The sequence below is a fragment of the Methylobacterium sp. SD274 genome, assembly GCF_017355285.1.
Classification (GTDB): Bacteria; Pseudomonadota; Alphaproteobacteria; order Rhizobiales; family Beijerinckiaceae; genus Methylobacterium.
Window position 1 is genome coordinate 23,202 of record NZ_JADIJP010000031.1, and the last position, 13,978, is coordinate 37,179.

The following is a 13,978-nucleotide window of genomic DNA, read 5'->3' on the forward strand; positions in this document are numbered from 1 at the left end:
GAGGCTCCCCGCGGCGACAGTTCGCAGCCAAGCCGGACGGTATTCGGCTCACACCGATTGGCGCCGAGCTTCCACCGTTCGCCAAGGTGATCGTCGACCCCATGGCGCCCGGCGAATACTCAGCGCCCGGAATTCAGCGGTCTGCTTTTTCGTCGGCGGCGCTGAGTTCCAGATAGCGCAACGTCGTCGGCTGGATGAGCTCGGCGACGGTCTTCGCCATAGCCTGCTCCTCCCTCAGGGATTGCTCGAATGCGGTGCGGTGCGCACTCTGCCCGGCGGCATCCCCGATGGTCACCAGGGAGGTATAGGCCGCGATCTCGAAATTCTCGAAGGCATGATTGGCGAAGGTGTTCTTCAGGATTTCGTCCTGAGCCGGCACGTGCCCCAGCGCCATCATGTTGCCGACGAAGCCGAGGAACCCTTCCTTGATCGCCGAGGGGCCATCGCCGAGGGATGACAGCGCCTCTTCGAGCCGGTCACGCTGGCCATGCGTCTCTTGGATATGGCGACGCAACGCCGCTTCCATTTCAGGATAGCGCTGCAGGCGTTCGACCTGCCTTTCCATGATCTGAAGCGCCTGCAACTCCAGGGCATGCGTGTTCTTCAGGGCAGTAACATAGATGGAGCGCGGGTCGAGTGCCATGTAGACTGTCTCCGAATATTAAACTGTGTTATGTCTCGATTGGACGAAATCCTTGTCTCTCTAACTGTTAACGCTGCAGCCGGTTGCTTAAAGCCTCGCTCAAAATGCGGATACGCTTGCTCGGTGCCCATAAGCCGCAGCGAATGCGATCTTATTTCCTAAGATACCCTTGAACGGATCGAGCTTGGCCGGGCCGGACCGGGGTCGCTCGTCGTCGCGACATCGCCGGTCTCGCCACCTCGCTCCAAAAGCGAGCCGGAAGGCGGCACATGCGCCGACGACTTGCACCGACAGCCAGAGGCGGAGAGCTTACCCGCATCGGATCGGCGAAGAGACCGAATGGCACAAGGGAGAGGGAGGCCGGCGGTGTGGATCGGACTCGCGACGTCAGCGCGCATTCCGTGATCGCGCAACGGCTTAGCGCGGCCTTGGATATCCGTGAGGCTCGCGCGAGGGAGGGCGCCGGACGCGCGCTGGAACGCTTCCGATCCAAGGGGCTTTGCTCCCTGCAACGACGAGGGAGCACATCCGTGAAGACAGCCGACACACCGCAGCCTGGCGCCGATCTGCAGCCCATCGACACTCCGCCGGCTGCCCCCGAAAAGCCTGAGCGGCAGCCGCCCTCGATCCCGGAGGAAGACGATCCGGAGATCGAGAAGACCGAAGAGCAGCCGAGCTGATTCCGCATCCTTCATCGGTGTGTTCAACGCACGAAGCCCCGGACCTCTCGGGTCGCCGGGGCTTCCTCACATTCGCTCGACCTGCGGTCACCGGGGCGCACAGTCGAACCGTGCGCCCAACAGCCCTCTGCGTTCTACGGACGGATACCGATCTCGGAGGGATGGCGCAGGCCGTGGCGGATGCCGTTCGGGAGGAAGGCCGAACTGGTCATCGCCGCCATCGGCGACATCAGATGCCAATGCGCCGCATCTCGAGGAGTCCCGCTCGATCCGCAGCGTGACGACGGCCGGCTCGCCAGCGTCCCGCCCATCGCGGCTTCCAAGGCCTGCAGGGCTTTCGCGATACGGTCGGGGATTTCCCCCTCGACCGGCGGAAAGGCCTTCGCCATGGCCCGGTCGACGCCGTCCCTGAACGGCATAGCCTCGCTGGCATGGCTGCGAAGCTGCCAGATATTGAGCGGGTTGTCGTTCATGGGGTAAAACTGTCGGCTACGGCGCCGGTTCGCTGACGGGCAGTCCATCTGCCCGCGAAACTGCTTAAGTCCCCATCTTTCACTTAGTTCACATTCTCATCCGAGAAAGCAAAAAAAGCCGCCCGAGGGGCGGCCTTTCTGCGCGACGATCCCTGTTCGAGCCGGAGTTCAGACACTCATCAGTACGCTTGCCGAACTCACCAGCGTCGCTGCCAGCATGAGGGTGGCGGCGGCCGCCATGGCGTATGAGAAGATCTTCATTCAGCAGCGATTCCCGCCCGAGGTCTGACCATATTGCTGGACCGGAAAGTTCTGCTGGTTCGCATTGCCTTCGGCGGCAGAGCTCATCGGACAGGTGGCCGGGTTGCGCCCGGCATTGCCGTCGCGGAGACCGAGAGACCCCGTGGCCTCGACGTCGTAGGCATTGAACGAGCTGTAACGGGCCGGGCGCTCGAAAGCCATCGCGGACGAGATCGAAGCAGCGCCAAGAACAAACGCAGTGGCGATAGCGGCGATACGGGTCTTCATCTGTATTACGAGCTCCTTCTTGACGCCGATGCCGAACAACTCGGCTCGTTCGCCTTGTGTGATTTGAATATGGGGCAGCAATCTCATTCCTGACGTGCTGAGCCGCACTCAGCATCGTGGATTAGACCCGGCTACTCTTCTGTCAGTGATATACCAGAGGCAAAACAACTGCTTGGCCGCCGCGCGACCGGCGACCGAAGAGGACGAGCAGGTTGCGAGGGGCCGATGAGGCTCGACGATGTCAGCCGACAGCGCGACATCGTCACCGTGGCCCCAGCGGACCGGACCGGGAGGAGCGAGCCGGACGGTTTCGGAGGGGGACCGGATGTCGCGACGGCGAGGATCGACCACGAGGCTGCGGAGAAAAGCTTTCATGTCCTGTCTCCATCGAATGTCGAACGGAGACTCCCTGGTACGAAATGCCTCACGCGGCCCGTCCATCTTCGGCGAGCCCCGGGCTCGAAAGCTGAAGGATGACTTGTTTTCATTTAACCAAGTCGTGCCAAGGGTAGCGGAACGCCACCGATGCTACAGGGAATGAGACCTGTGTTATTTTTCGATGCAGACCGCCGCGCGCTCATGACCGCGATAGACGAGTCCAGTGCTCGGGTCGAATTCAACCCAGACGGCATAGTATTGGATGCCAATCCGCTCTTCCTCGATACGATGGGATATTCCCTCTCCGAGTTGAAAGGTCGGCATCATTCACTCTTGGTTTCTTCCGAAGATCAGAAAAGCGACGATTACCGGTTGTTCTGGGAGGCCTTGCGCCGCGGCGAAGCACAGACGCGCGAGTTCAAGCGCATAGCCAAGCATGAGCGCGAGGTATGGATCCAGGCGACTTACTATCCCGTGTTGGACCGCGCCGGGAAGGTCAGCCGAATTGTCAAGTTTGCGACCGATGTCACCGCTCAAGTGTTGCGCAACATCGAACATGACGGGCAACTCGACGCCCTCCATCGCTCGCAGGCCGTGATCGAGTTTGCCCTCGACGGTACCATCCTGACCGCCAACGCGAACTTCCTGTCGGCGATGGGCTACACGCTCGAGGAGATCGGCGGGCGTCATCACAGCCTCTTCGTCGACCCGTCGGAGCGGGTGGGCGCCGCCTACCGCGAATTCTGGACGTCGCTCGCCCGTGGCGAGTTTCGTTCGGGCGAGTTCAAGCGGATCGCCAAGGGCGACCGCGAAGTATGGATTCAGGCGACCTACAACCCGATCCGCGATCGGAATGGGGTCCCGATCAAGGTGGTGAAATTCGCCAGCGACATCACCCGGCAGAAGCTGCAGACCGCCGATGCCATGGGGCAACTGGAGGCCGTCAATCGGTCCCAGGCGGTGATCGAGTTCGCGTCGGACGGAACGGTCCTCGACGCCAACGAGAACTTCCTGAACGCGGTCGGTTACCAATTGGACGACATAAGGGGGCGCCCGCATGCCATGTTCGTCGAGCCCAGCTATGCGCGGACGCCGGATTACGCCGCCTTCTGGGACCGCCTGCGGGCAGGACAATTTTCCTCCGGCATGTTCCAGCGCTTCGGCAAGGGAGGCCGCTCGGTCTGGATCCAGGCGAGCTACAACCCGATCTTCGATCCCAGCGGCCGGCTGACCAAGATCGTCAAATACGCCTCGGACGTCACCGCCAACATGGAGGCGCGATCCGTCGCGGTCGAGGCGGCGGAGCGGACCCTCGACCACGTCCAGTCCGTCACCGACGCCGCCGACGCCATGAACGCGTCCGCGGAGGCCATTTCCCGCAGCATGGCCCAGTCCAAGACGGTGGTGGACGACATCCATGGGCGTGCCGGCGAAGCGGATGCCGCCACCGAGCGGCTGCGAACCGCCACCGAGGCCATGGGCGGCGTCGCCTCGGTCATCGCCGGCATCGCTCAGCAGATCAATCTGCTGGCGCTCAATGCGACGATCGAGGCGGCGCGGGCCGGCAGCGCGGGGCGCGGCTTCGCGGTGGTCGCGACAGAGGTCAAGAGCCTCGCCAGTCAGGCGGCATCCGCCACGAACCGGATCAGCAGCGAGATCGCCGGCATGCAGGCGGTCTCGACCGAAGTGGCGGCGACCCTGGCCTCCATCACACAGGCGATCGGGACGATCAGCACGCATGTGGCCGGAGTCACCGAGGCGGTGGATGAGCAGGCACGGACGACGGGGGACATCCTGGTCAGCATGCGGCAGGCGGCCGATGGCGTGTCGAGCATCAGCACGGGCCTCGACAATTGGACCGTCGGCATGGAGGAACGCCGCGCGGAGCGCCGGAGGCGCGTCCTGCTGCCGGCCCATATCCACCTCCCCGGCGGCGAACGCATCGCGTGTTCGGTCCGCGACCTGTCGGAGGGAGGCGCGCGGTTGCATGTGTCGCGACGCGCCGACGTTCCCGACCGGTTCGCCGTCACCATCGACGAGGACGGACGCCGGTTCGATTGTGAAGTCCGGCATCGCTCGGGCGCGGGCTTGAACGTTCAGTTCCGCGACGCCACGGAGACGAGCCTCGACCGCGTGGCGTGACGCCGACGCCTCAGGGCGTTCCGCGCCGGGCCGGCCATCCCGACACGCTCCGGGGGCCCGTCCGGCGGCGGGATGGCCGATATCTGTGTCCGCAGCGCAACAGGACAGGGGCTTTCGCGCCCAGTGAGAAGCAGGGCGTCCCGGCGGGCAAGGCCGGCCGGCAAGATGTTTCCGACAGAAACACAAGGGCTTGATCCGTCAGGGGCAGGACATTTTAGAAATCATATAAACTATTGACGTGCTTGCATAATTTTGAATCCACCCGCTTGTTTCGGCGCCAGGAGATCGTGCGGTCCCGCGGTGATCCCAAGGTGGTGGGAGCTGGTTTTATGCAGCTGGTATCGATGGATGCGCTGCATCGTAGCCAAGGCGCGAAGCTTCAGCGTTTCCTCCTGCGCCTGCTCGGCAATTCCGCCGACGCGGCCGACGCCCACCAGGAGACCTACCTGCGCATGCTCGCGGCGCTCTCGCGCACCAGCGTCGAGAACCCCTCCGCCTTCCTGTTCCAGGTCGCCAACAATGTCGCCCTCCGGATGCGGAACCGGCAGCGGCTGGAAGGGACGCTGTTCCATTCCGTGAGCGACGCGGAGATGTCGGACATCGTCGATGCCTATGCGCTGCCGGAACGGCAGGTGATGGCGCGCCAGGAGCTCCGGCGGCTCGCCGCCGATATCGACGCGTTGCCGCCCCGGTGCCGGGAGGTGTTCCTCCTCGTCCGCATCGACGGCCATTCCAACGGCGAGGTGGCCACGCGCCTGGGCATCAGCCGCAACATGGTGGAGAAGCACCTCATCAAGGCCCTCCTGCATTGCCGCAGCCGGAGCCGCGAACGTTCGTGACACGCGACGTCAGGGATCGGCCGCCTTGTTGATCTGAGACGGTAGGGACACACGGCTCGGCGATCCGAGCCGGGATCGGGTCCGGAGAGCAGAACCGTGACCAAGGACAAAACCACAGACGCGGACGCGCGCGACGACGAGGATCCCGTCTTCGAGGCCGCGGCCGGCTGGGTCGCGCGGCTCTCCTCCCCCGATGCGACGAGGGAGGACCGCGACGCCTTCGCGGAATGGCGCGATGCCGATCCCGCCCATGCCGAGGCTCATGCCGAGATGGATGCGCTCTGGCGCAGGCTCGGCCATGTGCCCGACCCACGCAGACGCCGCACCTCGCCGACAGGACTCGCCGCCCTCGCCGTGGCGGCCATCCTGTGCGCGGCATTGATCCATCAACTCGGCCTCATCGACCGGTTCCGCTCCGACCTCTGGAGCGGCGTCGGCGAGATCGGCCATTCCGTCCTGGCCGATGGGAGCCGCATCGATCTCAACACCGACACGGCGGTGGCGCTGCGGTTCACGGACACCGAACGCGGAATCGAGCTCCTGCGCGGCGAGGCGTTCTTCGACGTCGTCCCGGATTCCCGGCGCCCCTTCGTGGTGCGCGGCAATGGCTTGAGCGTGCGGGCGATCGGCACGCGCTTCTTCGTCCGGGCGGACGGTGCGGACAGCCCCGTCGGGGTCACCGAGGGACGCGTCGATGTGGCGGACGAGCACCGGCACATGCTGGTGTCGGCGGGCGAGGCGGTTCGCCGCGAGGACGGGGCGCCCTTCGGCGTCGTCGCGGCGGATCCGAGCCGGAGCGTGGCGTGGCGGGATGGGCGCCTCGTCTTCTCGGGCGAACGGCTCTCCGCCGTCCTGCAGGAACTCGACCGCTACCGCCACGGCCGCGTCGTCCTTATCGACGCCAAGGCCGGCGAGCGGCGCGTCACCGGGGCCTTCGACCCCCACAACACGGACGAGGCCCTGGACGTGATCGCGGCGACGATGAACGTGCGCGTCACCCGGCTCACGCCCCTCCTCGTCCTGGTCGGGTCGCCGCTATAGGAGGCCGAAATAATTCCGTTCTCGGACGTCAGGAGATCGCGGGCCCGTTGATCTCAATCGGTAAGGGACGAGAGAGCGCGAAGCGCACCGTCCTGTTCAACCGACGGATGGGGCGTGCAATGGCGGCGCGAGAGCTTGGGTTTGCAGGGGAGCGGCGCGCGAGGGTGTTCCTCGCCGGCGTGTCGATGCTGGTGATGGTCCCCGCCGCCGCGCAGAGCCAGGAGGCGAAGCGCCCGCCATCGGCCAAGGACCGGAAGGCGAGCATCATCGCCCTCGCTCCCGAAGCCTCGGCCCCGCGAGACGGGGACAGCGTGTCCCTGTCGATTCCGAAAGGGCCTCTGGAAACGGCCCTGGTCACCTTCACCGAACAGGCGAAGGTCAAGCTGGTCTACGCCACCGAGCTGACGGCGAGACTGAACACCAACGGCGTCGACGGCGCGTTCCTGCCCCTCGACGGCCTGGCCAGGATCCTCGAAGGCACCGGCCTGACCCACCGGGCGGTTGGCCCTTCCACCATCACCCTCGTCAATCCGAGCTACGTCCAGCTCGGCCCGGAGCCGGCCGGGGCGGTGACCCTGGCCGAGCTGAGCGTCGAGGCCCAGCGCCTGAACCGGGCGTCGCATGCGGGGCTGCCCCCGTCGAGCGGAACGGTGGGCCAGCCGCCGGTTCCCTATGCCGGCGGCCAGGTGGCGACGGGAAGCCGGCTCGGCCTCCTCGGCAACCGCTCCGTGCTGAACACGCCCTTCAACGTGACGAGCTACACGGAAAAGCTGATCACGGACCAGCAGGCGCGCACGGTCGGCGACGTCGTGCAGAACGATCCCTCGGTGCGCAACGACGCGCCGCCCTATAGCGAACGCGATTCCTTCTTCATCCGCGGCTTCTCGGTCACCAACCTCGACACCGCCTTCGACGGGTTGTTCTACATCGCCAATGCGCGCCGAACCTTCACCGAAGGCCTCGAGCGCGTCGAGGTGCTGAAGGGCCCCACCGCCTTCCTCAACGGCGGCGTCGGCCGTGTCGGCGGCACCATCAACCTCATCCCGAAGCGCGCCTTCGACGAGCCGCTCACGCGGATCACGACGAGCTATTTCAGCGATTCCCAGGTCGGAACCCATCTGGATGTCGGACGCCGCTACGGCGCCGCCAAGGAATGGGGCATCCGCTTCAACGGCGCTTACCGCAACGGGGGCACCCCCCTCGACAAGAACGCCATCGAGGTGGGCATCGCGGCCCTCGGGCTCGATTATCGCGGCGACCGGTTCCGCGCCTCGCTCGACCTCAACCATTCCAACCAGAACATCACGGCGCCGACATCGCTGTTCAACGCGGCCGCACCGAACATCGCGGTGCCCCGCGCCCCGAACAACCGGCGCAACACGGCGAACACGAACGAATATATCGACACCACCTACGGCATGGCCGCCGGCCGGGTCGAATTCGATCTCCTGCCGGAGACGACGATCTACGCCGCGGGCGGCATCAGCCGCTACCGCGAGGATTCGCTGAGTTCCTATTACCTGATCACCGGAGCCTCGGGGCAGGCGACCAACACGCTCGCCATCGCTCCCCTCGAATTGCAGGGCCTGACCGGCGAGATCGGGCTGCGCTCGCATTTCCACACCGGCTTCATCGGGCATCAGGTCTCGGTCTCGGCGACCGAGGCCGTGAACAAGAACTTCTCGCGCGGCTACTTCCCCCCGAGCCTCCCGAGCTTCCAGACCAACATCTACGCTCCGACCTACCTGCCGTTCGGATCCGTCGCCACGGGGGTCTATCCCCGCTCCAGCCGGCAACCCCTCTTCACGGAGCTGAGCGCACGCAGCGTGGCCGTGGCCGACACCCTGTCGCTGGGTGAGGATCGCTTCATGCTGACGCTCGGCGGGCGCTTCCAGGACATCGCGGTCAACAGCTACGTCACCCGCCCGGTGGCCAATCAGGGGTCGCTGGCATCGAGCTACGACCAGGGCCGGTTCAGCCCCGCCATCGCCCTGGTCATCCGCCCCTTCGAGAACCTGTCGTTCTACGGCAATTACATCGAGTCCCTCGACGCAGGCCCGAGCGCGCCGGTCACCGCGGTCAATGCCAACGAGATCTTCGCCCCCACCGTGAGCCGGCAGAAGGAGGTCGGCGCCAAATACGATTTCGGCACCGTCTCGGTCACCGCCTCTCTGTTCGAGATCGAGCAGCCGAGCGCCTTCACGGATCCCGGCACGAGGCGCTTCTCCGTGAGCGGGCTGCAGCGCAACAGGGGCGCCGAGTTCACCGTGTTCGGCGAGCCCGTCACGGGGATCCGCCTGCTCGGCGGCATCGCTTTCATCGACGCGGAACTGGTGAGGACGCTCGGAGGGCAGTTCGACGGAAACGCCGCTCCCGGCGTCCCCGACATGGCGATCAACCTCTACGGCGAATACGACCTACCGCCATGGCTGGCCCCGGGCCTGACCCTCACCGGGCGGGCCATCCATACCAGCCGCCAGTTCTACAATCAGGCCAACACCCAGTCGGTCCCCGACTGGACCCGCTTCGATGCCGGCCTGCGCTACGCCTTCGAGGGCGTCTCGGGCAAACCCGTGGTGCTGCGGGCTACCGTCGAGAACCTGTTCGACGATTCGTACTGGGCCTCCGCCGCACGCGGCTTCCTCGCCGTCGGCGCCCCCCGAACCGTCATCGTCTCCGCCTCCGTCGATTTCTAGAGCGCTCTCCGCCGAAGTGGATACCGGTTCGGCGAAAAAGAGCGCGGCAAAACAGAGGCTTAGAGATGTGTCCCGACCCAACGTGGTCGGGCGCAGCTTTAGAGGTCATGCCCTTTGCCTGACGCGCCGTCGCGTCGGGCAATGTGTACGAAGCTTGCAAACCGTCGGGCGGTCGATCACGCAAACTGTCGGGCGTTCGATCGCGAATCCGAGGTGCACCGCGAGATTGATGAACGAGGCCGGCCTCACCCCGCCGACGGCGACCACCAAGACTTTCTCGGTGATGGGCAAGGCCTTCGATCCGGCCAAACCCGAGGAGTACCTGAACTCCTTCGCGATCAAGCGGGCGGGCTGAGCCATGGAGGCCTCCCTCCCGCCCCGCGCCGGAATCGTCCCCCCGATCATCCCCATCGGCATGGTCGGATCGCACAGCCGGATGCGACATGTGGTCGACCGCCGTCAAAAAATAACGCAAGAAATAGCAGCGACAAATATAGCTGCCTAATGTCAGGGCAATCGCGCGCCCTATCCTAGGCATGCCCGTGAGTGAGAGCGTCATCGCTCCCGCCTCCACCAGGATGAGGCGGGACATGCCGCGCTATCATTTCAACGTGTACGATGGAAATACAACCCTCGATCAGGATGGGACAGAGCTCAATAGCTTTGAGGAAGCCAGGTTTGCGGCAGTGTGTCTAGCCGGCAGGATCATTCTCGAAAATTTCAAACACATTTGCTCGAGCGATGAGTGGCGCCTCGAGGTCGCGGATGAAAATGGGCTTTTGCTGATCTGGCTGGATTTTACGATGATCGAGTCGCCCATCGTCGAAACCATGAGAAGACGGCCAAGCTATCAAACATGACTTTCATCTGATCTGCACGGCTTCGATATCGGCTTTAACACACGAACAAAGTCCGCTTCATCCTCGCTCGCCCCGGCGTCACGGGCGGCTTCGATGAAGCGGCGCTACTTGTTCCTCACGCGTCGACGACCCCGCCCCGCTTTGCGGGCGGCCTTGGTTCGGTCTCAGGCTCGTCCAGAATCGCCCTCGTTTCTTCGACCACCGCTTTGGATTTTGCGGCGGACTGTCGGGCGTCCGCAGCCGATTGCAAGATGAAGTCGAGGAACTCGGCGTCACTGGCTTGCATGGCCTGTCCTGGCGTCAGCGGGTACGCTGTCCGCCCCGGCTTGGAGGGTGTGTCGGCGGTCATGACTGTGGCTCCTGCATCGTCGAGGAATGTAGAGCCAACGCGGCGGACAGCAAAAAGCCTCCGAACCCGATCCGGCAGCCCCGTATTTGCAGTATCCGCGTCCCGCGATTCATGATGTGCCGCCTCGGGAGGACACGTTACGGCGAGCCTGGCTCGTCGCCCTGTGCCTGTGAGCGTAGCCACGGCCCGTCTTCTCGCCCTTCGGCTTCACGGTGCCGTCGTTGCCGACGAAGGTCTCATCGCCCTCGACAAGGCCGCCGCTGCCGACATGCCACCGCAATGAGGTCACACGGGGCCTTCCGCCTAAAAGAAGTCCTCCAGCGTCCCGAAAGCTGCGGTCTCATGATGAAAGAACTTGGCGGAATGGGCAGATATCGGGCCAACCCTATGAAGAGGAAGCCAGACCGTCAGGCCGTATGGGCGAATGGTACGATCGCCAAGCAAAGGTTTTGAGATGTGCCCCGCCCCAACGCGGTCGGGCGCAGCCCTGGCACGGTCCGGCGAAGTTCAGCCGCAGGCGTCCCATCTCAGCATCGCCATCTGCGCCACGCCCTCCAGTTCGGCCCGGCTCGCGCCGTCGCGGGCCAGGATCGACATGCCGCTCTGGACGGTCTGCACGAAGCGGGCGAGGGCGTGAACGTCCGTCTCGCCCGCAAGCTCGCCCGAGGACACGGCCCCGGCCAGGCACGCCTCCAGACGCTCCAGCGTCACGGCACGCGCCGACCGAACCAGATCGCCGAGGTCCGATCGCCCTTCGCCGCCGACGGACGAGAGCGTCACCATGCAGCCGAGGGGATTGTCGGCGAGCGATCCGGTCAGGGCCGCGGCCGAGTCCATGAGTAAGGACAGCACCGCCTCACGCGCCGTCCCGGCGGATCGGAACCTGCCCCAGACCAGCGCCTCGTAGGTCGTGTTGTAGTGGCGCAGGGCCTCGGTGAAGAGCGCCTCCTTCGATCCGAAAGCGGCGTAGAGGCTGGGCGATCCGATCCCCATCGCCTCGGTGAGGTCGGCGATGGACGTCGCCTCGTAGCCCTTGCGCCAGAACAGGTGGGTCGCCTGCGTGAGGGCGGCCTCGCGGTCGAAGGCACGAGGGCGTCCGCGCCCCCGGACCGACCCCTCCGCGACGCGTCCCGGTTTCTGCTCTGATTTCTGCATCGATCGATATATAAATCTCTTGACCCCGATCACCAACACGCCTAGCTATTTTTGTGTCGATCGATACATAAAGGTTGAGTGATGCAGGAACTGGCTGGAAAGCGCGCACTCGTCACGGGTGGCTCACGAGGTATCGGCGCCGCCATCGCGCTCGATCTCGCGGACAGAGGCGCGGACGTGGCGATCACCTACGAGCGGTCGGCCGACCGCGCGGCCGAGCTGGTGCGCGCCATCGAGGCGAAAGGCCGGCACGGGCTCGCCATTCAGGCCGACAGCGCCGATGCGGCGGCCGTGAAACGCTCGGTCGACGAGGCCGTGGCGGGACTGGGCGGTCTCGACATCCTCGTCAACAATGCCGGCATCGCCCGCTACGGCGCGGTCGCGGAGATCGGCCTCGTCGACATCGACGCGCTCCTGAATGTCAATGTGCGGTCGGTGGTGCTGGCCTCCCAGGCCGCGATTCCGCATCTCGGACAAGGGGGGCGCATCATTTCGATCGGCTCGTGCCTCGCCGAGCGCGTCCCCTTTCCCGGCGTGACCGTGTACTCGATGACCAAGTCGGCGCTTCTCGCCTTCACCCGGGGGCTGGCCCGCGAACTCGGGCCTCGGGACATCACCGTGAACCTGGTCCAGCCGGGTGGAACCGACACCGACATGAACCCCGCCGACGGTCCCCAATCCGATGGTATCCGCGCGCTGACACCGCTCGGCCGCTACGGTACGCCGGAGGACGTCGCCGCCGCCGTGGGCTTTCTCGCGAGCCCGGCCGCGCGGCAGATCACCGGATCGGTCGTCACCGTGGATGGCGGCGTGAACGCCTGAGCGGGGATCCGACCCCGCCGCGCGCCTCCGAGACACGGCCTTGGAGCGCTCTCCGCCGACGTGGATCCCGGTTCGGCGAAAAAGAGCGCGGCAAAACAAAGGCCTCGAGACGTGTCCCGACCCAACGTGGTCGGGCGCAGCTCTAGCGGAAAGACCGAGGCCGCCGGCATCAATCCGTCGTGGATCGCGCGCCCCGTTCGGCCTCGGTCGTCCCCGGCACGATGCCCTTGGCCGAGACGTGCCGCACGAACGCGTCGACCCAGGAATCGAAGCAGGCCATGGCTTCGCGTTCCTGAATCATGTCGTCGGCCTGATCGTCGGCATAGGGCCGCTCCAGACCGACCGAGGCATGCCGCCAGAGCTCGTCCGGCACCTCGATGCCGCTGTAGCGGCACTGCCAGACCAGGCCCTGGTAAGCCTTGCGCTCATCGCCCTGGTAAGGCTCCCGCGCCGGGTCGAACCAGTCCTTCTGCCGGAGGATGCGGGGGCGGCGATCGTCGTCGAGTTCGTTGCCGCCCTCGTTGCCGTAGCAGAAGAACCCGGCCGTGCGCCCCTCCAGGTGGTTCCGGGTCAGCTCCCGCCAGAGCGGCGATTTTTCCAGCGCCTGCGCCTTCAGGGTGCTCTTCTTGTCGATGAGGTCGGGGCGCGGGTTGCCGCCGCTCATGCAGACGAGGCGGTCGAACATCGCCTTGAGGTTGGTGGAGGGACCATACCACCAGACCGGCCCTATGATCGCCCAGGCATCGGCACGGGCGAGGCGCTGGTAGAGCTTCTCGTTCCACATCAGGTCGGGCTGGTGGTCGCTGTCCGGCCCATAGCAGTTGCAGGGCCAGACGCAGAGCGCCATCGAGGAGCCGACGCAGCCATTGCAGCCCTGGATCTTGGGCTTGCCGTGCTCGTTACCGATATCGACATGGTCGACCTGCCAGCGCGCCGGCAGGCGCCCGAGCATCCGGTGCATCAGAAACCGGGCCTTGCCGTCCATGCCGGGGCATCCATCGAGCCGCCTTGCCGATCCGGCGACCACCAGAACCTGGAATGGGCGTGTCTCCAGTGGCAACGTTTCGACTTCGGCTTGCAAGTTATCCAACGTTTTCCGCTCACCGGCTGAAGTGTCCATACGGTCCCGGCACCGAGCCGCGACCCCGTCCAACAAAAACAGGAGGCGCAATGGCAGGTTCCTGATCGCCTTCAACCTATGCCTGATCTTCGACGTGCCGACGCCATGTCCTGGTGTGAAGGACGACAGAGCCTCCACCATTGTTCCGGGCGATGTGTCCAATCCGACCTATCGCGGTGACACGGGCTGATGCATGATGGATTCCGACAGAAGGCCATGGGCCGCCCCCTCGATGGGCGGCCGCCCGATGCG

The 13,978-nt window shown here is 65.3% G+C and carries 15 protein-coding genes; 8 read left to right on the plus strand and 7 right to left on the minus strand.

Features of this window, described 5'->3' with window-relative positions; all coding sequences use genetic code 11:
- Positions 1–133: 133 nt before the first annotated feature.
- Entirely contained in the window at positions 134–643 is a 510-nt protein-coding gene (locus IPV08_RS20660) for a ferritin-like domain-containing protein (RefSeq protein WP_056422041.1), read from the minus strand.
- Positions 644–1,173: 530 nt separating this feature from the next.
- On the opposite strand from IPV08_RS20660, the gene IPV08_RS20665 reads away from it, so the two are divergent.
- Entirely contained in the window at positions 1,174–1,323 is a 150-nt protein-coding gene (locus IPV08_RS20665; protein WP_156467615.1) for a hypothetical protein, read from the plus strand.
- Positions 1,324–1,457: 134 nt separating this feature from the next.
- Here the strand turns inward: IPV08_RS20665 and IPV08_RS20670 are convergent, their stop codons facing one another.
- Complete coding sequence (locus IPV08_RS20670; RefSeq protein WP_056422045.1) at positions 1,458–1,796, minus strand: hypothetical protein; 339 nt, start codon at positions 1,794–1,796, stop codon at positions 1,458–1,460.
- 261 nt (positions 1,797–2,057) lie between these two features.
- Positions 2,058–2,324: a hypothetical protein gene (locus IPV08_RS20675; RefSeq protein ID WP_207413390.1), complete on the minus strand. Its 267-nt coding sequence runs from the start codon at positions 2,322–2,324 to the stop codon at positions 2,058–2,060.
- 579 nt (positions 2,325–2,903) lie between these two features.
- Between IPV08_RS20675 and IPV08_RS20680 the strand changes: the two genes are divergently transcribed.
- The 6 genes from IPV08_RS20680 to IPV08_RS20700 all read left to right on the plus strand — a co-directional run bounded on the left by IPV08_RS20680 (position 2,904) and on the right by IPV08_RS20700 (position 10,280).
- Positions 2,904–4,844: a PAS domain-containing protein gene (locus tag IPV08_RS20680; RefSeq protein ID WP_207413352.1), complete on the plus strand. Its 1,941-nt coding sequence runs from the start codon at positions 2,904–2,906 to the stop codon at positions 4,842–4,844.
- Between the two features lie 329 nt (positions 4,845–5,173).
- Positions 5,174–5,683, plus strand: coding sequence for a sigma-70 family RNA polymerase sigma factor (locus IPV08_RS20685; protein WP_056422051.1), 510 nt, complete (start codon positions 5,174–5,176; stop codon positions 5,681–5,683).
- Between the two features lie 96 nt (positions 5,684–5,779).
- The gene (locus tag IPV08_RS20690; RefSeq protein WP_207413355.1) at positions 5,780–6,724 is read left to right on the plus strand and encodes a FecR domain-containing protein; all 945 of its coding nucleotides are present in this window, start codon (positions 5,780–5,782) and stop codon (positions 6,722–6,724) included.
- Positions 6,725–6,843: 119 nt separating this feature from the next.
- A complete protein-coding gene (locus IPV08_RS20695; RefSeq protein WP_207413392.1) occupies positions 6,844–9,420 on the plus strand; it encodes a TonB-dependent receptor in 2,577 nt (858 codons plus the stop codon).
- Between the two features lie 229 nt (positions 9,421–9,649).
- On the plus strand, positions 9,650–9,775 hold the full coding sequence (locus tag IPV08_RS24975) for a hypothetical protein (RefSeq protein WP_281435356.1): 126 nt from the start codon (positions 9,650–9,652) through the stop codon (positions 9,773–9,775).
- A gap of 235 nt (positions 9,776–10,010) precedes the next feature.
- The gene (locus tag IPV08_RS20700) at positions 10,011–10,280 is read left to right on the plus strand and encodes a hypothetical protein (RefSeq protein WP_207413357.1); all 270 of its coding nucleotides are present in this window, start codon (positions 10,011–10,013) and stop codon (positions 10,278–10,280) included.
- Between the two features lie 115 nt (positions 10,281–10,395).
- Here IPV08_RS20700 and IPV08_RS20705 read toward each other — a convergent pair whose 3' ends face one another.
- The 3 genes from IPV08_RS20705 to IPV08_RS20715 all read right to left on the minus strand — a co-directional run bounded on the left by IPV08_RS20705 (position 10,396) and on the right by IPV08_RS20715 (position 11,784).
- The gene (locus tag IPV08_RS20705) at positions 10,396–10,629 is read right to left on the minus strand and encodes a hypothetical protein (protein WP_207413358.1); all 234 of its coding nucleotides are present in this window, start codon (positions 10,627–10,629) and stop codon (positions 10,396–10,398) included.
- A gap of 109 nt (positions 10,630–10,738) precedes the next feature.
- On the minus strand, positions 10,739–10,918 hold the full coding sequence (locus IPV08_RS20710) for a hypothetical protein (protein ID WP_207413360.1): 180 nt from the start codon (positions 10,916–10,918) through the stop codon (positions 10,739–10,741).
- Positions 10,919–11,136: 218 nt separating this feature from the next.
- Positions 11,137–11,784: a TetR/AcrR family transcriptional regulator gene (locus IPV08_RS20715; RefSeq protein WP_207413362.1), complete on the minus strand. Its 648-nt coding sequence runs from the start codon at positions 11,782–11,784 to the stop codon at positions 11,137–11,139.
- 81 nt (positions 11,785–11,865) lie between these two features.
- Here IPV08_RS20715 and IPV08_RS20720 point away from each other — a divergent pair, with 81 nt between their 5' ends.
- Positions 11,866–12,606, plus strand: a complete 741-nt coding sequence (locus tag IPV08_RS20720; protein WP_207413364.1) for a 3-oxoacyl-ACP reductase family protein — start codon at positions 11,866–11,868, stop codon at positions 12,604–12,606.
- A gap of 169 nt (positions 12,607–12,775) precedes the next feature.
- On the opposite strand, the gene IPV08_RS20725 is transcribed toward IPV08_RS20720, so the two are convergent.
- The gene (locus tag IPV08_RS20725; protein WP_246748100.1) at positions 12,776–13,666 is read right to left on the minus strand and encodes an NAD(P)H-dependent oxidoreductase; all 891 of its coding nucleotides are present in this window, start codon (positions 13,664–13,666) and stop codon (positions 12,776–12,778) included.
- Positions 13,667–13,978 lie beyond the last annotated feature (312 nt).

Excerpts from the sequence above, each read along its gene's own strand:
- IPV08_RS20660 (WP_056422041.1), bottom strand. The coding sequence starts at position 643 with ATGGCACTCGACCCGCGCTCCATCTATGTTACTGCCCTGAAGAACACG.
- IPV08_RS20670 (WP_056422045.1), bottom strand. The coding sequence starts at position 1,796 with ATGAACGACAACCCGCTCAATATCTGGCAGCTTCGCAGCCATGCCAGC.
- IPV08_RS20675 (WP_207413390.1), bottom strand. The coding sequence starts at position 2,324 with ATGAAGACCCGTATCGCCGCTATCGCCACTGCGTTTGTTCTTGGCGCT.
- IPV08_RS20680 (WP_207413352.1), top strand. The coding sequence starts at position 2,904 with ATGACCGCGATAGACGAGTCCAGTGCTCGGGTCGAATTCAACCCAGAC.
- IPV08_RS20685 (WP_056422051.1), top strand. The coding sequence starts at position 5,174 with ATGCAGCTGGTATCGATGGATGCGCTGCATCGTAGCCAAGGCGCGAAG.
- IPV08_RS20695 (WP_207413392.1), top strand. The coding sequence starts at position 6,844 with ATGGCGGCGCGAGAGCTTGGGTTTGCAGGGGAGCGGCGCGCGAGGGTG.
- IPV08_RS24975 (WP_281435356.1), top strand. The coding sequence starts at position 9,650 with ATGAACGAGGCCGGCCTCACCCCGCCGACGGCGACCACCAAGACTTTC.
- IPV08_RS20700 (WP_207413357.1), top strand. The coding sequence starts at position 10,011 with ATGCCGCGCTATCATTTCAACGTGTACGATGGAAATACAACCCTCGAT.
- IPV08_RS20705 (WP_207413358.1), bottom strand. The coding sequence starts at position 10,629 with ATGACCGCCGACACACCCTCCAAGCCGGGGCGGACAGCGTACCCGCTG.
- IPV08_RS20715 (WP_207413362.1), bottom strand. The coding sequence starts at position 11,784 with ATGCAGAAATCAGAGCAGAAACCGGGACGCGTCGCGGAGGGGTCGGTC.
- IPV08_RS20720 (WP_207413364.1), top strand. The coding sequence starts at position 11,866 with ATGCAGGAACTGGCTGGAAAGCGCGCACTCGTCACGGGTGGCTCACGA.